This is a genomic window from Paenibacillus tianmuensis (assembly GCF_900100345.1).
Taxonomy (GTDB): Bacteria; Bacillota; Bacilli; order Paenibacillales; family NBRC-103111; genus Paenibacillus_G; species Paenibacillus_G tianmuensis.
Map to the genome: position 1 here is coordinate 55257 of NZ_FMTT01000015.1, position 21488 is coordinate 76744.

Sequence of the window (21488 nt, forward strand, 5' to 3'; positions counted from 1 at the left end):
GCTATTGCGGCTTCCGTCGATCCACATATTTGAGCGCTTCACGGATACTGAGCGGCGATAGCGCGGTTTCGGAGACGAACCTGCGGACCGCCGCTTCGTCTGTCTTGGAATATTCCCGGAGCGCCCAGCCGAATAAAACTAACCTGACTATGGGAGGAAAATCGTTTGGAAACCCAACAGTACGCCAACCATCGTAAATTTGATCCGCTGTTCCATTTCGTGCTTCTTTGGCTGACTTTGATCGTTCTCGTCGGCGCATTGGTTTATGCCGTCCGTTCCCTGATAGCTGGAGAAGGCGTTTCCGTTGCGCTGCTTCTGCTCGGGCTGAGCGTCATCGCTGCCATCTTGGTCATGCTGGTGCGGACGTACGCGCTTAAGGCTCAAGATCGGGCCATCCGGGCGGAAGAGCAGCTTCGGCACTTTATCCTGACCGGAAAGCCTATGGATTCCCGACTATCGCTGCGGCAAATCGTCGCTTTGCGGTTCGCTGACGATCTGGAATACCCGGAGCTGTGCCGTAAAGCGGCGGAAGAAAACATGCGGCCGGATGACATCAAGAAAGCGATCCGGACTTGGCGGGCGGATCACTACCGGCTGTAACAAGCCGCAGCATCCATAGGACTCGCCCCCATTCCCCGAAGGAGGCCGTAAACTTTCTGTTTATAGCGATCGACCAAAAAGCAAAATTCTTGCTTGCTCCCTGCCACAATCCGATGAATAAGCTCTCGTTCCGACTCCTGCCGAATCTCGCGTTCTTCCACCACTCGGTCCTCCTAGCGCTCTATACTGTATAGACGACGAACCGGAATCCAATCTCTCACCTTAGGGAGAAAAATACGGAACTTTTCGTATCCGTACGTCGTCTATGTAATAAGACCGCTATAACGCGTGTGCATTTAAGTACAGAAAGGATTTGGCTCTATTGAACTCTCGTCGAACGACCGCCGCAGCACTGCTGCTGGCCGCCATCATGCTCGTATCCGCCGCATGCGGAGACGGCGGCGGCAAAACGCAGGCCGACACCGCAGCCGGAACCTCGGCGGCTCCCGCCTCATCGAATACCGGCTCGACTGGCACTAGCGCAGATGCATCCAAGTCAAAACCGTCCGAGATACCTGCTGCTTCGACGAACGGACAGGTTCAAGCTTCTGATACCCCGGGGGTAAAGCAGACGGCTCAAACGGATACCAAATCCGGTAAGAAAACAGGTGATGTTCAGGTTGTCGCAAGCCCGGCGGACATTGCGGTTCTCGTCAACAAAACATACAAGCTGCCGGACAATTACAAGCCGCAGGACTTGGTTGACCCGAATGTTCCTTTTACGTTCAAAGAAAAGCTTGAAAAGCGCAAAATACGCAAGGAAGCGGCCGCGGCGCTCGAAAAGCTGTTTCAAGCGGCCAAAAAGGACAACCTTCCGCTGGCCGGCGTCTCCGCTTACCGCTCCCATGAAACGCAGAAAACGGTGTATAACCGTTACGTGCAAAAAGACGGCGAAGCCGCGGCGAACAAATACAGCGCCAAACCGGGACACAGCGAGCATGAGACAGGGCTGGCCATCGACGTGGCCGGCAGCTCGGGCAAATGCGCGGCGCAGGATTGCTTCGGCGCGACCAAGGAAGCCAAGTGGCTTGCCGAGCATGCGGCTGACTACGGGTTCATCATCCGGTATCCGGAAGGTAAAGAAAACATTACCGGTTACCAATACGAGCCTTGGCACCTCCGCTATGTCGGCGTAGACACCGCCAAAACGATCGCCAAGCAAGGCGTGACGCTGGAAGAATACGTTAAGAACGCCGTGCCTGTTACGAAGCCAAAATCATGACCCGCTTCATAAAAAAACGACAAACGCCTGATTCTTTTTCCGCGAAGGATGAAGAATCAGGCGTTTTGTTTTTTTCTCTTTGAGTCCTGTACTACGGTTTATATATTTCGATGGAGTACACGCTTTCCTCTCCCTCGGTTTTCACCTTTGCGCCCAATTGCTCGGCCACGAAGCGGACCGGAACGTAGAGCGCGCCGTGTTTCATCGCGGCAGGTTCGCCCATGCTTTTGTCTGTGCCGTTCACCCGGGCCGTCGCGCTGCCCGCTTTCAATACGATCTCCGTCTGGGAGCTGGCGATAGTCATCGTTTTCGTCCCGGCATCCCATACCACCTTATAGCCTAGCCCTTCCCCGAGTTCTCTCCCTTGCACATAAGCGGTATTATTGGACGAGATATAAGCGGTGTAATCGTAGGCCAGATAAGCCTCTGTCCCCCCTGCCTCTGCCCCTGATGCGCCGTCCAGATCGGATTCGGGCCAAATGTAGAAGTACAAATATTTCTCCGTGATCCGAAGCTGTTCCTTGAGCAGCTTATAGAACGCGGAATCCGGCTGCACAGCCTGTCTCAAGTTGTCCTCGTTCGATAAATCCTCGTACGGGATCGCATCCTTTGTGGAGATGATGTCCGGCTTCACATCTCCATTGATGTTCCAGCGGTCCATCCGAACGGTAAACTTGCCGCCGCGGATTTCGTCTTCCATACCTGCGGGACTTTGCACGGCGATCTCGGCGTTCCATCGGCGGATATGCTTGCTCTCGTCGACGAAGGCATCCATCTTGAGCTTCGTTTGGCTCAACATCTCCTGCTCCCAAGCTCTGCCCGCTTCGGAGGTCAAATAAAGCGCAATCGCTTTCGCCCCCGTATAGACCGATTCCGTACCGAGCTGCCGGTCTTGGAACAGCTCCTCGGCGAAGCCCAGTTCTTTTAGCTCCGGATGGAACTTATCGTAGATGACGACAGCCAGCTCACGCAAGCCTTGGTTGTCCAAAGCCACGTTTTTAAACATGGACCGGAATAACGAGGCAAACTCCTTTTCCGATACATCAAACCGGAGCTCATGTCCGCTTACCGTCTGCCCCTGAATCGTTTCCGTCTTCTTATCAACAGCAAAGGAGGTGGCGTTTGGAAGATTTTTGGAAAGCAAGCCTATTGCTTTCTTGGTCACCTCTTGTTGATCTGCCCAGTGCAGTTCCTTCATAAGCCTTTTCAGCCTATAGAACCAATAGTCATCGTACATCGTCAGCTCGTGAGACAGACCGGTCAGCTCGTTCGTACGCCAATCGGCAATAACAATCGGCTTGTTCGCGCCTTCCACGTTGAGCACCGCGCCGTTCTTATCCAAGGAAACGGCAAACGGAAGGTTCAGCTTGGCAGCAGAGAGCGAGCCTTTGGCCGACATCGTCTGCTCTTTTCGGTTCACCTTCAAGCTGGACACGTTTAATTGAAATCCGTTCCACAAGGCCAATCCTTCCTTGTCGAATTCGGACAAGGCATTCGTGTCTCCCACATCGTATTGAAGCCCCATCGACAGCGAAGCCTCGTAGGTATCCGTCTTCCATTCGTTTTCAATGGCCTGATTCATATCCAAACCGCCAAGCGGCTGGCAGCCGGCCGTAAAAACAAGTGCTGCGCTCATGACCCATGCGCCGATTTTTTTAAACAACGGGCATCTCTCCTTCAGTAGTCTTACGTACTTGACTAAAGATTCGATGAGATGGAACGGATTTCCTCCTGCCGTGCCTTTGCAAAAGAAAAAAGACGTTCCCGCAAAACGGAAACGTCACATTTGGCCGGTCAGCGTGCCGACCGCATATCCGCTGACGGAGACGACCAACCAGACGATTAAGCCGAGAATCATCGGTCTTACCCCGGTTGCGGTCATCTGCCGGAAATCGGCGGATAAGCCGACCGCAGTCAACGCCACCACGATCATAACCTGCGCCGCCACATGAATCCACTGCAAAAGCTGCTCCCCGAAAAGTCCGAGCGTGTACAGCAGCGAAGCGGCGAGAAACCATAAAATAAACCAAGGAAATACCTGCTTGACCGAAAACGATCCTCCCGCCGTGCCGGCAGCTTCCCGCTTCTTGCTCCAACCGACGACGACCGCCATAATGATCGCAATCGGCACGATCATCGTGGTGCGCGTCAGCTTAACGATGGTAGCGTAATCCCCGGCGGCGGTGCTGAACGCATACCCTGCGGCGACGACGGAAGAAGTATCGTTCACCGCGGTGCCCGCCCATAAACCGAAGCCCGCATCGGATAAGCCGAGCGCGTGCCCAAGCGCCGGAAAAACAAGGACCGCGACGATGTTGAACAAGAAGATCGTCGAGATCGAATACGCGATCTCTTCTTCCTTCGCTTCGATGACCGGCGAGATGGCCGCGATCGCCGAACCTCCGCAAATGCCGGTGCCCGCGCCGATTAACGTCGCCATGCGCGACGGAATCCGGAGCAGCCGTCCGAATCCGTAGGCCGCGGCGAACGAAAGCAGCAGCGTGACGATCATGACCGCGAACGTCTCCGTGCCGGTCTTCCATACCTCCGACAGACTGAGACGGCAGCCGAGCAAAATAATTGCCCATTGCAGCACTTTTTTGGAGCTAAAACGAATGCCCTGCCATGTATTTTGCGGCTTGCGCCATAGATTGTTCACCAGGATACCGATCACGATGCCGAAAACCGAGCCGCCGATCAGCGGAAACAGCAGGCCGAGCCCGTAAGACACAGCCGCAATGACTCCCGTGAGCGCAAGACCCGGGCCGAGCGATTTCAATCCATTCATAGGTGTTCCCCCCGATTCCCCATGTACTTCCGACAGGTGTAATCGTAAGAGATTCGGGGGGAAAACACAAATACGAATCCTTGATGCTATAAATAAGCTTTTATTATGATTGACGGGATGGCTTCAAACTTTGATCGTGAAGAGGCGGTACAGAAGCGCGATGACGGCACCGGTCCAGAAAAGCGCGGGAAAATGCAGCCAAGCGGCCGCCCCGCCGGTGACGACAACGATCAGAAGGGCTATCAAAGAAGGATACAGACGGGAAGCGGCAGCCGTGCCGTCCCAATAAGTCAAAGCGTCCAGCAGCCGGTCTTGCGTCTTCGCCTCGGCTCCGCAGTGAGGGCAGATCGAAGCGTCCAAGGGCTGAACGCCGGAGCAGTGAGGACAACGTGCCGTCATCGGAATCACCCATTCCTTTCGGTTAATTCATAGTTATTTTATCGGATAAATAAAGATATTGCAATCCTCCTTGGGGCCTAACGCAAAAAAAACTTGCCGCCTATGCGACAAGCTTTTTGCGACTTTCTTATTTTTTCGCTAAATACTTACGAATATCAAAAGCGACGGCGGCGACGATGATCAGCCCTTTAATAATAAGCTGCCAATACGGGCTGACGCCGATGAAGGTCAAGCCGTAGTTGATGACGCCGAAGATGAGCACACCGGCCAGCACGCCCGGCACGGTTCCGATCCCGCCTGCCGTCGATACGCCGCCGACCACGCACGCGGCAATCGCGTCAAGCTCGTACATGTTGCCGTAGTTGTTCGTCGCGCCGCCCGTACGGGCCGCTTCCAGCACGCCGCCCAAGCCGTACAGCGCGCCTGCGATCGCATAAATATAGATCAGGTTGCGCTTGACGTTAATCCCGGAGACGACCGCCGCTTGGCTGTTGCCGCCGATGGCGTACATATTTTTGCCGAGCCGCGTCTTGTTGAAAATGACCCAGACGACAAAAGCGACGACGATCGCGATGATGACGATATACGGCAGCGAATACGGCCCGTTCGGTCCGACGAAGCCGGTGCCGATGGTTGTGAAGTCCTGGCGCAAACCGGCAATCGGCTGCGATTCGTTCGGCTTCAAATCGAAGTAGATCGAGTTGGCCCCGTAGACGATGACCATCGTGCCCAGCGTCGCGATGAACGGCGGCACGCTCAGTCTGGATACGATCCAGCCGTTGATCAAGCCGACGAGCAGCCCTGCAGCAATCCCGATCAAGATCGGCGCCCAGACGGGCAGATCGGGCATATCCGGAAAAAAGCGGCGCGGGTAGTCGGCCGTCTGCAGCATGGAAGCGGACAATACCGCCGTCAACCCGACGACGCGACCCGCGGATAAGTCGGTTCCTCCCGTAATCAGCACGAACGCAGCTCCCAGCGCGATAATGGCGCGGGTCGAGTTTTGCAGCAAAATGTCCCGCAAAATATCGACCGACAGAAACCGCGGATCGGACGCCGCAATGCCCGCTACGAGAAGGATCAGAACGAAATAAATCGCGTATTGCGTAAAAAAATGATTCAGCTTTCCCGTCCTCATAAGCCCGGTTCTCCTCCTTCGCGATGTCCTCTTCTAGTTGGCGGCCAGCCGCATAATATCTTGTTCCGTCGCCTGTCGTCCGTCCAGAATGCCCGTCAGCCGCCCCTCCGACATGACCATAATGCGGTCCGACATGCCGAGCAGCTCGGGCATTTCCGAGGAAATCATGATGATGCTTTTGCCTTGCTTGGCCAGATCGGCGATGATCGTATAAATCTCGAATTTGGCCCCGACGTCGATGCCCCGGGTAGGCTCGTCAAGCAGCAAAATGTCCGGATCGGTCAGAAGCCATCGCGCCAGCAGCACCTTCTGCTGGTTGCCGCCCGACAAATTTTTGATCAGTTCCTTAATCGAAGGCGTCTTGACGCGCAGCTTCTCGACGCTCCCGGCGACTTCCGCCCGCCCCTTCCGCTCGTTCAGCAGGAAGAACGGATTGATATACCGGTCCAGATTGGCGATCATCGTATTTTCCAGAATCGACAGCACGGGAAAAATGCCCGTCACCCGCCGTTCTTCGGTCAGCAGCGCGATTTTATGCTTCTTGGCATCGATCGGCGATTTGATCTTGACCTTGTGTCCGCGGAGACGGATCTCGCCGGAGGCGACCGAGCGCAGGCCGAACAGCGCTTCGATCAGCTCGGTCCGCTGCGCGCCGACAAGGCCGCCGACTCCCAGAATCTCGCCCTGCCGCAGCTCGAACGATACATCCCGGAACGACTTTGGAAAAGGCGATGTCAGCTTCTCCACCTTCAGCAGCACGTCGCCCGGCGTGTTGTGGCGCTCCGGGAAGCGCTCCTTCAGGTCGCGGCCGACCATGCGGGAGATGATGAGATCCGTCGTCAGCTCGGCCGCCGGCCACGTGCCGATCAGTCTGCCGTCCCGCATGATGGTCACGTCGTCGGAAATGCGGAGTATTTCCTCCATCTTGTGGGAAATATAAATAATGGATACGCCGCGCCCGCGCAGCTCGTTAATGATCTTGAACAGCTGCTCCACTTCGTTGCCCGTCAGCGAAGACGTCGGTTCGTCCATCACGATTACTTTGGAACGGACGGAGACGGCTTTGGCGATTTCGAGCGATTGAATCTTCGATACGGACATCGAGCCTACTAAGGCGTTCGGATCGATATCCATATCCAAATCCCGAAGCAGCGTTAGCGTATCCATGCGCATTTTTTTGTCGTCGACGATGTTAAACGGTCCGAGCCCTTTCACCGGAAAACGGCCGAGCCAGATGTTCTCCATCACATTGCGGTGAGGCACCGGGTGCAGCTCCTGATGAATCATCGAGACGCCCAAGCTCAACGCATCCTTCGAGTTCTTGATTTCCACCCGCTGGCCGTCCAAGACGATCTCGCCGCTGTCCGGCTTATAAATGCCGAACAAGCATTTCATCAGCGTAGACTTGCCCGCGCCGTTCTCCCCCATCAAGGCGTGCACCGTGCCCGGGCGCACCTTCAAGGTGACGCCGTCCAGCGCTTTGACGCCGGGAAATTCCTTCGAAATTCCGTTCATTTCAAGCAAATATCGGGTTTCCATCATGCCAAGGCCCCCTAGCGTAAGGATGTGCGCATACGGCAAAAGGGCAACGTCCGCAGCCATTGCCCCTTGCCGCTCGGCCGGGTAGCCGATTATTTCGCGTCGTTCATGTTTGCTTTTGTGATTTTTTTGTAAGAGATCCAGACATATTTGCCGTCGGTAATGTCATAGCCGGTGTTTTCTTTGGTCGGCGTCTGGCCTTGCGCGAGTACGTTCGCGATGCTGAACGCCGCTTTCCCTTGGTTCTTCGCGTCGTTCAGTACGGTGCCGAGCAGCGTGCCTTCTTCGAGCGCTTTGAGCGCGGGCGCCGTGGCATCAACGCCGACGACCGGAATGAATTTGTTGTCTTTAAAATAGCCCTTCGCTTTCAAAGCTTCGATCGCGCCAAGCGCCATATCGTCGTTGTTCGCGAAGACGGCTTCGATTTTGTCGCCGTGGGAAGCGAGGAACGCGGCCATCTTCTCCTGCCCTTTGACACGGTCCCACATCGCGGTGTCTTCTGCCAGCTTCTCCACCTTGATGCCCGCGTCCTCGACGGCTTTGATCGCAAACTTCGTGCGCAGCTCGGCGTCCTGATGCCCCGGCTCGCCCTTCAGCATGACGTATTGCAGCACGCCGTCCTTGTTTTTGTCCGCTGCTGGGTTCGACTTGAAGTAATCGACGATGAGCTGGCCTTCCATCGTGCCGGACTGTTCCGCTTTCGCGCCGACGTAGTACACCTTATCCCATTTTTTCATGTCGTCGGCGAGCGGCTCGCGGTTCATGAAAACGACGGGGATGTTCGCGTTTTTCGCTTTGTCGATGATGACGCCGGCTGCGGTGCGGTCGACCGGATTGATGGCGAGCGCATTGACCTTCTTCGTAATGAACAGATCGACCTTATCGTTCTGGGCCGGCTGGGAGTTCTGGCTGTCGACGATGTCCACCTTCGCTTTGCCTTCCGCCGCTTGGGAAATCGCGTTCCGTACGCCCGTCATGAACGTGTCGTCAAATTTGTAGATGGCGACGCCGATTGTCGGGTTTTTGGCTGCGGCATCGGGCTTGGCGGCGCCTCCGCTGGCATTCGTGTTCGCGCCGCCCGCGGGGGCATTGCCGGAGCCGGAACAGCCAACAGCGGTTGTAAGCAGGGCTGCCGCGACGATCATGGATACAGCTTTCTTTTTCATAACATCTGACCTCCTGTTTTTTTGCGTGACGTTACGTTAGGTTAGCTACGTTCCCATTATCTTGGATTTTCGGAAAAAAACCCATGCAAAATTCTCATGTGTTCTATCGAAATCCTCATGTGTTTGGGGGAATGCAAAGAAACGTCCTTCGAATTTCAAAGGACGTTGAGTGTGTAGGGAAAGTGGGGGAATAGAGAGGGTATACGAGGGGGGGGTGGGGTATCCACTTCCGACCGCTGTTGTCATCGGGAAATTTTAATTGGAAGCTGCTTAGCAGCGGATATTTCCCGATGACAAAGGCGGACGCTATCGCTTCTCCAGTGGATACCCCACCCACGTATGGTTCTCTATTTTTGTAAAGTTCACTTTCTTGAAAAGCTGAACGCCCTTCGGATTACAAAGGACGTTTTTTTATTAAGTAGGGTTAAGTAAGGGGCGGGCCATTCAATCTTGCTCGATTAGCTTGGCGTGGATTATAAGTCTCCCCTTCGCAGGATCGAGCGTGTAGTCGCAGGTTGAGAGCGTGAGGATGCGGTCATCCGCCCCGAGGGCGGTATCCGTCTTGTACAGCGATCGCTCCTGCAGGTCCTGCAGGAAAGCTGCGTATTTTTGTTCGCTCTCGAATCCGGTCTGAATATAATTCAAATCCGCGGTCGCCGGATAGACGGAGAAAATTTCAGCCCGGTAGCTGTGATACAAGGTATCGTATTGAAAAGTGAGATTTTTCTTATAAAAATCTTCTTTTAGGAATTTCTTTAAATCACCGAACATGGAGCCGTCCTTCATGCGATGGCCGTAAATCACCGTGTTCGGCTGAGCCTTGCCGATATCGTTGCGAAAGTCGAGGAAAATGCTGCCGGCGCCCGCCTCCTCGCCCTTATAGTTCCGGTTCAAATAATAAGCGTTGTCCTTTCCTTGGACGACCGGATAATCGATGACTGTATTCGCGATTCGGACCCAGCCGACCACGTCCGGATTCACGTCGAGCAGAGCCTTGAATTGAGCGCGGGCTTCCTTGGGGAACTCCCCCTTCGGGGCCTCTAAGGCATCGCCCAGGGGCTCCACGGCCTCAGTGAGAGGCGGCTCGGGCTCTGCGTGCCCGTACAGCTGCCGGGCTTCGGCCATGACGACCCGGTTGTCATGGTAGCTTCGGAAAATACCGGCTAACTCATACCCGGAAAACAGCATCAGTCCCAAGCAAAGCGGCGTCAGCCATCTTCGAATGTTCAACTTATCACCTCAATACAAGTCAAATGCCGACCGGAATCATATACAGCCCCGCAGCTTCTTCATTCTTTACGACCACATCCACGCCGTAGATCGTCTTGATCGAAGCTTCCGTTATGACCTCGTCCGGCGGGCCTTGCATCTGAATCTCGCCGTTCTTCATCACGATCAAGCGGTCGCTGTACCGGATCGCCTGATTGATGTCGTGCAGCACCATGACAATCGTCAGGCCGTGATCGGCATTCAGCTTTTTGATTAACTCCAGCAGTTCAATTTGGTAATAAATATCAAGGAATGTGGTCGGCTCATCCAAAAACAACATCGGCGTGCTTTGCGCCAAGGCCATCGCTACCCAAGCTCGCTGCCTCTCGCCCCCGGATAATTGATCGAGCGTCGCCTGACGCTTTTCCAGCAGGTTCGTGCAGGACAGCGCCCACTCGACAGCCTTGTCGTCCTCCTCGCGGTGCGGGATAAGCATACTCCGATGCGCGATCCGGCCAAAGCCCGCCAGCTTCTCCACGGTGATGTCGGAGGGCGCGTCGTTCTGCTGGTGGACGACAGCCAGCTTCCTAGCCAGATCCTTCGGCTTGTAGCTGCGAATCGCCTTGCCGTCCAACACGACCTGTCCGCTGTGCGGAGTGTAGTTTTGCGACATCACGCCGAGCAGCGTCGATTTGCCCGATCCGTTCGGGCCGATAATGGTCGTGATTTTGCCAGGCTCGATCCGGCCATTCACCTGCTTGAGCTGATCGCGCTTCTTGTCGTACGAAAAGCTGACATGTTGAATTTCCAACTTAATGTCCATGGACCCGATCACTCTTCCTAAGCAGAAATATTAAGAAAGGCCCCCCGATCACCATCATAATAATCGAGGCCGGAATTTCGGCAGGCGCCAGCACCGTTCGTCCGAGCGTGTCCGCCGTCAAGATCAGCAAAGCCCCCGCCAAGGCGGAAAATGGAATGAGCACCTTATGATCCGAACCGACGAGCAGCCGAGCGATATGAGGAACGAGCAGCCCGACAAAAGCGATAAGTCCTCCGATGGCTGTAGCGACGGCCGCCAGAAGGACGGCGACGGCGGAGATCAGCAGCCGGGCGCCCGAGACGGGAAGGCCGACGTTCCGGGCCGATTTGTCCTGCAGCGCAAGCACGTTGCACCAGGAGCACAGCAGCAGCGAGAGCACGAGACCGGCGGTACCGTAGATGAGCATCACTTCGACGTCGCTCCACGTTTTCAAGGGAAATGTAGATGTCGTCGCCTGATTGACGCTGGCCACCGCATAGCTGCCTCTATAGTTAAACGATTGTCCCAAGCCGGTAAACATCGCGTTGATGGCGATTCCTACAAGAATAATCCGAATCGGACTGAGGCCCGATTTCCAGGAGAACGAATAGACCAGAAAGCATGCCAAAGCGCCGCCCATAAAAGCAAAAAACGGCAGCCAGAAGAAAAGGCCCGGGAATAGAGAGACCATCAGAATGGAAATAAACCCGGCTCCCGAAGAGATGCCAATCACGCCGGCGTCCGCAAGCGAGCTCCGCATCACGGCTTGCAGAAGCACGCCCGATACCGCCAATGCCGCTCCGACGAACAGCGCTACGATGATCCGGGGCAGACGCAGGTCGCGGATGACTTCTACTTTCTTGTTCGCGCCGGTAACCAAGCCTTGAATCAGTTCGAAGCCGCCGACCTTGATGCTGCCCGTCGTTGCAGATACGATGATCATGACGACGAGCAAAAGGATGACGGCCACCAGGCTCCAAATCGTTTTGTTCATGTGCAAACGTCCTCTATCGCTCCATAGTTTACGGGTACAGCATGTTCGTCACAACGTCCAGCGCTTCGATCGCCGCCAAATTCCCCGTTGTCCCGAACAATCGTTCTTCCAGATCGTATACCCTGTTGTTTTTTACTGCATCGAAGTGCTTCCAAATGTCGTTTTTCTTAAATTCTTTATCGAACATTTTGATCACCTCTTCCGGCATCCCGTGAGCCGCCCGTAAAATGACTTCCGGGTTCGTCTGCTGGAGGTATTCCGTATTGGAGGCCAAATATTCCACTTTTTCGCCCTGTACGATGTTTTTCCCGCCGGCCAGCTTCACCAGATCGCCAATGTACGAGTTCTCCGTCGCCACCAGATAGCTACCCGGCACGCCAAGCAAAATAAGCACGGACGGCGACGCTTTGCCCGCGATCCGCTGCTTGATTACGGCGAGCTTCTTGTCGTATTGGGCTACGATCGCTTCGGCCTGCTTCTGACGGCCGTATTTGCTGCCCAGCGTCTTGATGGCCTCGTTCATTTTGCCCAGACTGGTCAGATCGAGAAAATTGGCTTCGATCCCCGCGTTTTTGAAGACCGGCTCCAAGTCGTATTGCAAAGTCGTCACGGACAGCACGTCCGTCGGATCGAGCGACTTCACAAGCTCCATGTTCGGGCTCATCGGATTGCCTACTTGAGGCAAGGACGCGTATCGCTTGGGCAGCTCCTTGTAGCTGGTCGGAATCCCGACCAAATCGACCTCCAGCGCATCCATGATTTCCGCAGCCGCCACCGTCGTGGCGATAATCCGATGCTCCGGCTGCGTCTTGGCCGCCTCTAGGTCAGTGTTCGCAGCAGCGGTACCATCGGTGTTCGGCTTCGCCGAGCAGCCTGTTATGAGCAGCAGGAGGACGATGGCAGCGCTTAGCCCTTTGCACCATTTGCTCATCTTGGCGATTCCTCCTTTCCTAAAAAAATTACGGAGGACGCCGGTTACCCGACATCCCCGCTCATCCAAATTTTTGCTTCAGCTGCAATTACTTGACATGATTCAGCATTTTCAAAACCAAATTCACCGCTTCGACCCGGGTTACGTTCGCATGTGGTGCGAAATGGTTGTCGTAACTTGCGCCGATGATGTCGAGCTTATGGGCCGCATCAATGTAGGGCTGCGCCCATGCGGCAATTTGTCTGGCATCTGTGAACGGAAGAGACGCGTTCGCTACAGGCTCGATCCTCAGGGCGCGCACGATCATGACGGCGATTTCGGTCCGGCTGACCTTCCGGTCGCCCGAGAACGTTCCGTCGGCATAACCGCTGATGATGCCCGAGCTTACGATGCTGGCCAAATTCTCCTTCGCCCATGCGGGAATGCTGTCGAGGTCGGCGAAGTTCAATTCGCCCTGCTTCCCTTTCAGCTTGAGCGTCCGGCTGACCATCGTCGCTACCTCGGCCCGGCTCGTCTCGTTGTCCGGACGGAACGTGCCGTCCTCGTAGCCGTTAACGATGCCCAGTGCCGCAGCCCGCTCGATCAGAGCTTTCGCCCAGTGGTCTTCGATATCGGTCAGCTTCGCAGGCGCGATCGCCTCCACCGCAGGCTTGGCTTCTGCTTTAGACTCTTCCTTCTTCCTCTTCTCTTCTTCCTTCTTGATAGCCTTGATGCTGTCAAGATCGAACGTCATGTCCACGGTGTACACCCGGTTGTATTTGTCCGGCCAGTCCATCTTGATCCGGGCTTTTCTTGTACCGGCGTCCTTCACTTCAAACTGGACGACCCGCGTATTTTCTTGTTCATTGGACGATACCACTTTGACGTCGGCAAACGGATCGGCATCCTTCTCCACTTGGTCCTGCTGGACCTGGATCATCGGCATTTCTTTGCTTTTGTTCACAGTGAAGGTAACGAGCTTCTTGCCGTCTTCCTGAACCGTCAGGTTGGCAGGATGCTTCACCAAATCGTTGATGAACGATTTTTTCGGCGCATTCTTATCTGCTTTCTTATCCGCTTTATTGTCTTCCGTCTTCGTTTGCTCCGAGCTGGCTTCCGTGTCAAGCAGCGCATAGTCCATCGTATACTCGCCAGCTTTCAGCGATTCGGGAAACGGCTTGGCGTTCAGAACTTTGAACAAGTTGCCGTTTAGCTCCTTCATGCTGCTTTTATCAAACGCAATGTGCACGTCATAGGAATGGAAATAGTTGAACGCTGCCCAATCGACCTTGACCCAGCCCTTCACTTTCTCATCCAGATTCGGCACTTGGAATTTCACGATCCGCGTATTCTCTTTCTCATCGGTGCTGACTACGGTCGTGTCGGTCAGGCTTCCGCCTTGCTCGACTTTGAACTCGGTAATTTCCTTGCTTTGCTTGAGCACAATCGAGACATATTGCGTACCGTTCTCAACCTTCAAGCTGCCCGGCGTTTTCACGTAATCCTGCATCACGGATTTGTTGTCGGTGCCGTACTTCAACACTTTAAAATCGATGCTGTACGTACCGTCGGCCAATCCGTTCGGGCTTTTTGCCGGCGTGTTCGGATTCGCCGGCCCCGGTCCTCCGGGCGAAGCAGGCACAAGGTTGCTCAAGGCAATGCGGAACGAACGCTCCTCTGTTCCGGTATCTTTCGCCACTGCCAGCTTGACGAGATAGGTGGCGGTCACATCGTCGATCTCGTATCGGACATCTGCCGCACCCGCAGCTAACGTACGGGCGGCTTCAGACTCCCGCGACGTCGGCGCTTCTTGCGCCGGAATATCCTGGGTTGTCCCGTCGGCGCGCAGCAATTGGAAATTCGCAATCGTTACGCCGTTTTTCCGTTGGAACGAGAGAAACTTTTTCCGGTCTTGAACGGTTAATTTCCCCGTATGTTCAAGATAAGAGCTTACGGACGAGCCGAAACGGTCACCGGAGATGACAACGAGATCGAAGCTGTACTGCCCGTTCGCGACATTTACCGGACTGCGGGGGCTTGTAACGATCGCAGCTTTAAATCCGGCAATCGCCGCTTCCAGAGCGCTTGCGGCCTGATCCACCTGCCCTTGCTCCGCCTCGTCCAGACCGGCTGCGGCTTGAGCCTGCCGGATCGCCGCATAAAGCGCGTTCTTGGCGCCATTGGCATATTGGCCCGGGAACGTGCCTTCGACCGCTGCGTTATGCAGCGCCTCGGCCTCCGAGATCAGCGCGTTCAGCTTCCCTTTCTGGGCCGGACCCGCTTGAATGGCGAGCATATGCCAGCTGTCGTCTACCTTGAGCTGCCCGTTATGGTTGTTCACGATGACATCGCTTAACGCAACAAGCGCATAAGTCGCCTGTGTCACCGATTGCGCTTGGAAGGTGAGCGTGATGTACCGATTGTTCACCGGCAAAGGCTGCACGCCTTCGTCCAAGCTGGTCGACAAGCGGACTTGTCCGGGCGCGATCTCGTACTGCTCCGTGAGGCGAAGGCCGTTGATCAGCGGGGACGCTTCGACCAAGGCCAGTTTGCCCGGATCGAAGCCCAGCGTCAGCTCTTGCGTGTACACCTGCTCGTACACGCTGTTCGTCACGCCGCTCACCCCGAACGTCAGCTTCAGCTGCTGACCGGCTTTCACGGCCGCAGGTCCCGTCAGTTCGGAGGACGGGATTTTCTCGGCGTTTGCGGAGTCGAACTTCAAGCGGATTTTGTGCGTTCTTTGGTAAGGCTGTCCGTTGTACGAGGTCTCCACCCGCACTTCGGCGTTCACGAGAGCGTTCAGATCGCTCACTTCAAATTCCACCACCCGGGTATCGTCCGCCGCATTGCGGCTGACCACGGTGGCATCAAGCAGCACGCTGCCCTGCTCCACCTTGAATTGCGGAATAATCGAGCTCTGCTTCACCGTGAAGGATACCTTCTTGCGCCCCTGCTGGACCGTGAGCTTGCCCGGTTTAGCCAAGTACGAATCCATACCCGACGTCTGATCCGCCGTCGCATGAAGCGCCGTAAACGGAAGACGGTATACGCCGTCCTTCGTCGGGTCCGGATTCGCGGTATGGACCGATGCCTTGAACGCATCGAGGGCCGCTTGCAGCGCAGCAGCTGCCTTGTTCAGCTGCACATGCGCAGGCGATGCGCTGTCGGCGACGGCCTTGGCTTGGGCAATCGCCGAGCTCAATTTGCTCTTGGAGCCTGCGGGATACTGCCCTTTCAGGCTGCCTTCCACGGCGGCATCATGCGCCGATTGCGCTTGAGCGACGAGTGCCTTCAGCCCGCTCTTGTCTCCCGGCTCCGCTACGAGGGTGTCCGTATCGAAAACGATACGCACCGTATAATAATTGTCGTAGACAAAGTTGGACATGCCCGGCAAGCCCATAATTTTCACATGGATCTTGGCATTCAGCTTAGCCGACACATCCGGCACTTCGAACTTCACGACTCTCGTATTCTTGATTTCGTCCCGGCTTACGACTTCCGCATCGACGAATTGTTCGTTGTTCTCCGTCCTGAAATATTGCCACCAGCTGCTGTTCAGCAAAGTGATAGATGCGAATTGCTTCCCGTCCTTCACTTCCAGCTTGGCCTGGACCGGCTTCGGAAGGTAATCGTTCACCATCGACGGCTCATCCTTATCTTCCTTCAGCACGGTAAAACCGATCGTATAGCTGCCCTCCTCAAGCGAGGGAGCCGCACCGACGAGCGGAATTTGAACCGCAGCGAGAAATACGAAGACGGTTAGAAAGACGGATAAAGCTTTCTGTAATGTCCTGCTCAAAGTCATAACGCTCCTTTTGTCTCGTAAATAAACCGGGGATCAAGCTCCCCTTGCTTTCCTGGCCGCAGCGAATTACAGGTGCTTCTTAGCTACAATGACACACTTGGATGACTTGCTTATTGCGCTTTAATGGTGCTCGTATTGTATTGAATTTGAACGTTGTACTTGTGGTCGTAAGGGAATGGCAGCGTTGTAATTTTCACATGCGTGTACACGTTCGTTTTGGCCGTCAAATCGGATACCGGGAATTTAACGACGCGCGTGTTGGCCGCCGGGTCCGTGCTTACCACGGTCGCGTCAACGTAGCTTCCGTTCTGCTCAGTTTTGAAAAATTGAATCCAATCGCTGTTTTTCAAAGTAACCGAGACAAATTTGCTGCCGTTGACCACTTCCAGCTTAGCCGGCTTCTGGAGATAGCCGTCCATGGTGGACGTTTGGTTGGTTTGATCCTTCAACACAGTGAATTCAATCGTATAATTTCCGTCCGCAAGTGCAGGATTGGCTCCGGCCAGCGGGACCTGAACGAAGGTTAGCAGCGCAAACATCATCATAAACACGGCAATGGCTTTGGTAAATTGCTTTCTCAAAGGGATTCTCTCCTTTTAGGGTCTAGTGGTTTTGGAGGCTGCGGACCAGATAGCATGCTGAAATGAAGAACAAAGCTGTAAAGAAAGCAAGAGGGGCTTGATCCCCGGTTTGCGGGTTGTCGGCGGGCAGCATGACTTTGTCCGCCGGCTGCTTGGCGACGTCGGCTGCCGCCACAGGCTTCGTGCTCGCTGCCGGAGCCGTGCCGCTCTTCTCCGCCTTGACGGCATCGGCCTTCGCTTCCGGCTTCACGCTTGCTGCCGGAGCTGTCGTACCGGCCTTCGCGTCTTTGCCAGCGCCGGTCTTCTCCGCAGCCGGAGCGCCTGCTTTATCGGAGGCTGGTTTGGCCGCCGATTCGACTTTCTTTAACTTCTTGGTATCGAAAATAAAGCGGATCGTGTAGTCATGGTCGTAGTTAATTGATTCGACCGTCACATGAATTTTGGAAAGCATCGGCTTGGACAAATCGTCAAGCTTGAACTCGACGACTCGGGTATCTTCCTTCTCATCACTCTTAATCACTTTCGCATCGGCAAAATCGCCTTTGTCCGGCACTTTGAACATGGTGATCCATTTGCTGTGGTTCATTTGAATTTGCGCGGTGATTTTGCCTTTTTTCACCTGCAGGGTAGCCGGCTTCTCGAAGTAATCGTTCGCCATCGAAGCCGAGTCGTTCTCCGCTTTGACAATGGTATAGTCAATCGTATACGTACCGTCAGCCAAATCGGACGCAGCTTGCGCTCCCGGCGCAAAGAACAGGCTCAGGATGAACGCCAGCGTCAAAAACAAGGAGGGTAAAGCAAATGACCTTTTCACGTTGTACGGGCTTCCTTTCCGGTTAGTTTACAGAGAATTCGTTGATAATCACCATCATCAATATTGATTATCATTCTCAATTAAAACACAAAAAAAATGATCCCTTCCCGCTTCTTCTGTTGTTCTTTTCATAATTTTCTGAACATGACACCCCTCCCTTGTTTCATTTTTTGGGAATATTTAGACAAAATTTTGTCCGACAGGTTGATCTTATTCCAGATTCAAGGAAATTGTCAACCCATATTATTGGCAGCAACCAAAATTTTGGTTATTGTATCACGCTCCAAAAAAAATTTTGGATATATTCCCCAATGCCCCATTGACATTGAAAGTGATAATCATTATCATTTGTAATCGATCATAGATTATCATATCCGGCTCCGTCAGATAGGAGGACGCAAGTGAAACGATTGTGGCATATAGGCATGGCCGTTCTGCTGCTCGGAGCGGCCGGATGCAGTCCGGGGCCGTCCACGGGGAGCGGTGCCACGGCTGCGCCGTCCGAGGCGAAGCAGTCCGAAACGAAGGCGGCCGATACGAAGCTATCCGTCCAAGATTTTGCCGGACGCAGCGTGACCTTCCCCACCGTCCCGACAAAAATCGCCGCATTAAGCAACGGCGATGTGGACATTATTTATGCGCTGGGCGGCAAGGTCGTAGGCCGACCGACGTCGGCAGGTCCGGCGGCCGTCAAAGAAGCGGCCGGCGCAGAGCAGGTCGGCAGCACCCACGGCATCGATCTCGAAAAAATCGCTGCTCTGGATGCGGATGTCGTGCTCGGCAACCACCCCTTGAACACGAAAGACATCCCTTCGGTCGAAGGCATCGGCTCCAAGATGCTACTGACCTCCGCCAATTCGATCGACGATATCAAGAAGCAGATCACCTTGTTTGGCCAATTGCTGCGGAAGGAAAACAAAGCCCGTGAGCTAAACGAAAGCATCGATGCGAAGCTCAAGGAAATCAGCTCCGGCTCAGCTGCCCCTAAGCCGAGGGTCTTGCTCGTTTACGGCGCTCCGGGCACCTACATGGCTGCGCTGGGCAATTCCTTAAGCGGCGATATTCTGGCGAAAGCTGGAGGGGAAAATATTGCTGCGGACTATCCGAAGCTGGAAAACTACCCGCAGTATGCGCAATTGAATACCGAAAAAATTATCCAATCGAACCCGCAGCTGGTTCTGTTGATGAGCCATGGCAATCCCGAGAAGGTCAAGGACGGATTCCTGAAGGAAATGCAGCAAAATGCAGCCTGGAACAGCCTGGACGCCGTCAAGCATAACCGCGTGGACGTGCTGCCGTCCGACCTGTTCGGCACGAATCCCGGCACCCGGGTCATTGAAGCGCTTGACCGGCTGAAAGCCATGCTTCAAGCCGTGAAGTGACGCCCGATGAATAAACAACAACGCCTCCTGAGAAGAAAGCTGCTATGCATTGCGGCCCCTCTCCTTCTCCTCGTCGTCGCTTTTTATGGCATCGCCTACGGGTCCGTCTCTCTGTCGCTTCAGGAGATATGGACGGTTTTTACGGCAAGCGGCCCGCCTGCGCACGAAAAAATCGTCATGAATCTCAGGGTCCCCCGTGTGCTCGTCGGCATGCTGACCGGCGCATGCCTGGCCGCAGCCGGTGCGCTGCTGCAGGGCGTGATGAAAAATCCGCTGGCCGACCCGGGCATTATCGGCGTCTCGGCGGGCGGAGGCCTTGCCGCCATCATGGCGATGATCGTGTTTCCGCAGCTCAGCTATTTGCTGCCCGCCCTGGCTTTTCTGGGAGCGCTGATCACCTCCGTGATCATCTATGGGCTGGCGTGGAATAAAGGGGCCTCGCCTCTCAAAATCATTTTGGCGGGCGTCGCGATCAACGCGCTGCTGGGTGCCATGACCAACGGGTTGATGGTGACATACAGCGACCGGGTGCAAGCCGTTCTGCCCTGGCTGGCGGGCGGGCTAAGCGGCCGCAGCTGGCATCATCTGCAGTTCATGGCGCCCTACGCCATCACAGGGCTGGCTTTGTCCGTCCTTGCGATCAAACCAGCCAACCTGCTGCTGCTCGGAGACGATGCAGCCAAGCTGCTGGGGCAGAAGGTGGAGGTGCAGCGCCTGCTGCTGATCCTGTTGTCCTCCTTATTGGCCGGGGCAGCCGTCAGCGTCGCCGGGTTGGTCGGCTTTGTCGGTCTGGTCGTGCCTCACGCCATCCGGCTGCTGGCCGGCGAAGATTACCGCTTCCTCCTTCCGCTGTCCATCGTGGGAGGCGCAGCGCTTGTCGTGCTGGCCGATACGATCGCGCGCTCGTGGTTCGACCCGATCGAGCTGCCCGTCGGCATTCTGCTTGCAGGTCTGGGGGCGCCGTTCTTTTTATTTTTGCTGAAGAAACGGGGAATCGTATGATGACCGCCACCGCTATTCATACGGATCATCTGGAATTCCATGTTGGCGCCTTCCGGCTTCAGGACGTTTCGGTTTCAATCCCGGAAGGGAAGCTGACAGCCATTATAGGGCCTAACGGCTCCGGAAAATCCACTTTATTAAAAATTATGGCGCGATTGCTTAAAGCCGATCAGGGAGAGGTGTACGTTCATAATCGGCAGGCAAAGACCTATAAATCGATGGAGTTCGCCCAAACCGTATCGATGCTCACCCAATCCAAAGGCCAGCTTCCCGAGCTGACCGTACGGGAGCTGGTCGCTTACGGCCGCTCCCCATACAAACGTATGTTCGATCGTATGACGGCGGACGACGTGCGGATTATTGATTGGGCGCTGAACATGACGGGCACCGCAAAGGCAGAGCAGCAAATGTTCCACACTTTATCGGGAGGTGAGCAGCAAAAAGTCCGGATCGCCATGGCCTTGGCCCAAAAAACGAATATTCTGCTGCTGGATGAGCCTACCACTTATCTGGATCTCGCCCATCAGCTCGATGTGATGGAAATGCTGCAAAGGATCAATCAAACGTCCCGGCTGACGATTGTCATGGTGCTTCACGATCTTCAGCAGGCCGCCAATTATTGCGATTATCTCATTGCGATGAAGCATGGACGTGTGGTGGGGTCTGGAAATCCGAAAGAAATCATCAATCCGCAATTTTTGCAGGACGTGTACTCCATCGAAGCCAAAGTCGCCTTCGACGACGACTATCCTGTCATCATCCCGATTCGAAAAACCGCATATAAACCTGAGGAGGAAATCATATGGTCATTGTAACGAATACGTCCCACATCACGAAGGGCAACGCGCATAAGCTGATCGAACGGTTCGACAAGGTCGGAAAAGTGGAATATATGGAGGGCTTTCTCGGTCTGGAGGTGCTGCTGACGGAAAATACGCCGGAATACGACGAGGTGACGGTCAGCACCCGTTGGAACAAAAAAGAGGACTTTCAAGCGTGGACTCGCAGCGAAGCGTTCCGGGAGGCGCACTCCCACCGCGGAGGCATGCCGGATTATATTATTTCCAACAAAATCTCGTTCTATGACGTTAAAATCGTAAGACAGCCCATCGCTGCCGTTTGATGCGGCCGGAATGC

General features: G+C 54.9%; 20 protein-coding genes and 1 pseudogene. 6 read left to right on the forward strand and 15 right to left on the reverse strand.

Annotated features, from left to right (window positions below):
* Position 1: 1 nt before the first annotated feature.
* A pseudogene (locus BLO51_RS31005) lies at positions 2–130 on the reverse strand (DNA alkylation repair protein); the annotation flags it as partial.
* A gap of 35 nt (positions 131–165) precedes the next feature.
* On the opposite strand from BLO51_RS31005, the gene BLO51_RS12080 reads away from it, so the two are divergent.
* Positions 166–600, forward strand: coding sequence for a DUF6526 family protein (locus tag BLO51_RS12080; RefSeq protein WP_090671677.1), 435 nt, complete (start codon positions 166–168; stop codon positions 598–600).
* Here BLO51_RS12080 and BLO51_RS29195 read toward each other — a convergent pair.
* Positions 588–761: a hypothetical protein gene (locus BLO51_RS29195; RefSeq protein WP_167670184.1), complete on the reverse strand. Its 174-nt coding sequence runs from the start codon at positions 759–761 to the stop codon at positions 588–590. The two genes, BLO51_RS12080 and BLO51_RS29195, sit on opposite strands and share 13 nt — an antisense overlap.
* Before the next feature lie 161 nt (positions 762–922).
* Between BLO51_RS29195 and BLO51_RS12085 the strand changes: the two genes are divergently transcribed.
* Positions 923–1822: a M15 family metallopeptidase gene (locus BLO51_RS12085; RefSeq protein ID WP_425415805.1), complete on the forward strand. Its 900-nt coding sequence runs from the start codon at positions 923–925 to the stop codon at positions 1820–1822.
* A gap of 91 nt (positions 1823–1913) precedes the next feature.
* Here the strand turns inward: BLO51_RS12085 and BLO51_RS12090 are convergent, their stop codons facing one another.
* From BLO51_RS12090 to isdC, 13 genes are all read right to left on the reverse strand, one after another.
* A complete protein-coding gene (locus BLO51_RS12090) occupies positions 1914–3485 on the reverse strand; it encodes a copper amine oxidase N-terminal domain-containing protein (protein WP_090671682.1) in 1572 nt (523 codons plus the stop codon).
* A gap of 117 nt (positions 3486–3602) precedes the next feature.
* Entirely contained in the window at positions 3603–4610 is a 1008-nt protein-coding gene (locus BLO51_RS12095; protein ID WP_090671685.1) for a YeiH family protein, read from the reverse strand.
* A gap of 123 nt (positions 4611–4733) precedes the next feature.
* Positions 4734–5009, reverse strand: a complete 276-nt coding sequence (locus tag BLO51_RS12100) for a hypothetical protein (protein ID WP_090671687.1) — start codon at positions 5007–5009, stop codon at positions 4734–4736.
* Positions 5010–5136: 127 nt separating this feature from the next.
* Positions 5137–6147 (reverse strand): galactose/methyl galactoside ABC transporter permease MglC, encoded by a 1011-nt coding sequence (mglC, locus tag BLO51_RS12105; RefSeq protein WP_090671690.1) that lies wholly within the window; start codon positions 6145–6147, stop codon positions 5137–5139.
* A gap of 33 nt (positions 6148–6180) precedes the next feature.
* Complete coding sequence (locus BLO51_RS12110) at positions 6181–7686, reverse strand: sugar ABC transporter ATP-binding protein (RefSeq protein WP_425415807.1); 1506 nt, start codon at positions 7684–7686, stop codon at positions 6181–6183.
* Positions 7687–7778: 92 nt separating this feature from the next.
* A complete protein-coding gene (locus BLO51_RS12115; RefSeq protein WP_090671696.1) occupies positions 7779–8852 on the reverse strand; it encodes a galactose ABC transporter substrate-binding protein in 1074 nt (357 codons plus the stop codon).
* A 444-nt stretch (positions 8853–9296) separates the two neighbouring features.
* Complete coding sequence (gene srtB / locus BLO51_RS12120) at positions 9297–10082, reverse strand: class B sortase (RefSeq protein WP_281180353.1); 786 nt, start codon at positions 10080–10082, stop codon at positions 9297–9299.
* Positions 10083–10101: 19 nt separating this feature from the next.
* Positions 10102–10872 carry an ABC transporter ATP-binding protein gene (locus BLO51_RS12125; protein ID WP_090671844.1) on the reverse strand — a complete coding sequence of 257 codons (771 nt, stop codon included), beginning with the start codon at positions 10870–10872 and terminating at the stop codon, positions 10102–10104.
* A 1-nt stretch (position 10873) separates the two neighbouring features.
* Positions 10874–11857, reverse strand: coding sequence for a FecCD family ABC transporter permease (locus tag BLO51_RS12130; RefSeq protein WP_090671699.1), 984 nt, complete (start codon positions 11855–11857; stop codon positions 10874–10876).
* Positions 11858–11885: 28 nt separating this feature from the next.
* Positions 11886–12788 (reverse strand): heme ABC transporter substrate-binding protein IsdE, encoded by a 903-nt coding sequence (gene isdE / locus BLO51_RS12135; RefSeq protein ID WP_090671702.1) that lies wholly within the window; start codon positions 12786–12788, stop codon positions 11886–11888.
* Positions 12789–12876: 88 nt separating this feature from the next.
* Positions 12877–16566 (reverse strand): NEAT domain-containing protein, encoded by a 3690-nt coding sequence (locus tag BLO51_RS12140; RefSeq protein WP_167670185.1) that lies wholly within the window; start codon positions 16564–16566, stop codon positions 12877–12879.
* 116 nt (positions 16567–16682) lie between these two features.
* Positions 16683–17153 carry an NEAT domain-containing protein gene (locus BLO51_RS12145; protein ID WP_245719639.1) on the reverse strand — a complete coding sequence of 157 codons (471 nt, stop codon included), beginning with the start codon at positions 17151–17153 and terminating at the stop codon, positions 16683–16685.
* Between the two features lie 22 nt (positions 17154–17175).
* Positions 17176–17967: a heme uptake protein IsdC gene (isdC, locus tag BLO51_RS12150; protein WP_090671708.1), complete on the reverse strand. Its 792-nt coding sequence runs from the start codon at positions 17965–17967 to the stop codon at positions 17176–17178.
* Positions 17968–18392: 425 nt separating this feature from the next.
* Between isdC and BLO51_RS12155 the strand changes: the two genes are divergently transcribed.
* From BLO51_RS12155 to isdG, 4 genes are read left to right on the forward strand one after another with little or no spacing between them, the layout of a single operon-like run.
* Positions 18393–19349 (forward strand): ABC transporter substrate-binding protein, encoded by a 957-nt coding sequence (locus BLO51_RS12155; RefSeq protein ID WP_090671711.1) that lies wholly within the window; start codon positions 18393–18395, stop codon positions 19347–19349.
* Between the two features lie 6 nt (positions 19350–19355).
* Positions 19356–20351, forward strand: coding sequence for a FecCD family ABC transporter permease (locus BLO51_RS12160; RefSeq protein WP_090671714.1), 996 nt, complete (start codon positions 19356–19358; stop codon positions 20349–20351).
* On the forward strand, positions 20351–21166 hold the full coding sequence (locus BLO51_RS12165) for an ABC transporter ATP-binding protein (RefSeq protein ID WP_090671717.1): 816 nt from the start codon (positions 20351–20353) through the stop codon (positions 21164–21166). The genes BLO51_RS12160 and BLO51_RS12165 overlap by 1 nt, the downstream gene beginning before the upstream one ends.
* Positions 21154–21474, forward strand: coding sequence for a heme oxygenase (gene isdG, locus BLO51_RS12170; RefSeq protein ID WP_090671721.1), 321 nt, complete (start codon positions 21154–21156; stop codon positions 21472–21474). The genes BLO51_RS12165 and isdG overlap by 13 nt, the downstream gene beginning before the upstream one ends.
* The last annotated feature ends 14 nt before the right edge of the window (positions 21475–21488 follow it).

Coding starts and splice junctions, on each gene's coding strand:
- BLO51_RS12095 (WP_090671685.1), bottom strand. CDS start 4,610: ATGAATGGATTGAAATCGCTCGGCCCGGGTCTTGCGCTCACGGGAGTC.
- BLO51_RS12100 (WP_090671687.1), bottom strand. CDS start 5,009: ATGACGGCACGTTGTCCTCACTGCTCCGGCGTTCAGCCCTTGGACGCT.
- mglC (WP_090671690.1), bottom strand. CDS start 6,147: ATGAGGACGGGAAAGCTGAATCATTTTTTTACGCAATACGCGATTTAT.
- BLO51_RS12110 (WP_425415807.1), bottom strand. CDS start 7,686: ATGGAAACCCGATATTTGCTTGAAATGAACGGAATTTCGAAGGAATTT.
- BLO51_RS12115 (WP_090671696.1), bottom strand. CDS start 8,852: ATGAAAAAGAAAGCTGTATCCATGATCGTCGCGGCAGCCCTGCTTACA.
- BLO51_RS12130 (WP_090671699.1), bottom strand. CDS start 11,857: ATGAACAAAACGATTTGGAGCCTGGTGGCCGTCATCCTTTTGCTCGTC.
- isdE (WP_090671702.1), bottom strand. CDS start 12,788: ATGAGCAAATGGTGCAAAGGGCTAAGCGCTGCCATCGTCCTCCTGCTG.
- BLO51_RS12155 (WP_090671711.1), top strand. CDS start 18,393: ATGGCCGTTCTGCTGCTCGGAGCGGCCGGATGCAGTCCGGGGCCGTCC.
- BLO51_RS12160 (WP_090671714.1), top strand. CDS start 19,356: ATGAATAAACAACAACGCCTCCTGAGAAGAAAGCTGCTATGCATTGCG.
- BLO51_RS12165 (WP_090671717.1), top strand. CDS start 20,351: ATGACCGCCACCGCTATTCATACGGATCATCTGGAATTCCATGTTGGC.
- isdG (WP_090671721.1), top strand. CDS start 21,154: ATGGTCATTGTAACGAATACGTCCCACATCACGAAGGGCAACGCGCAT.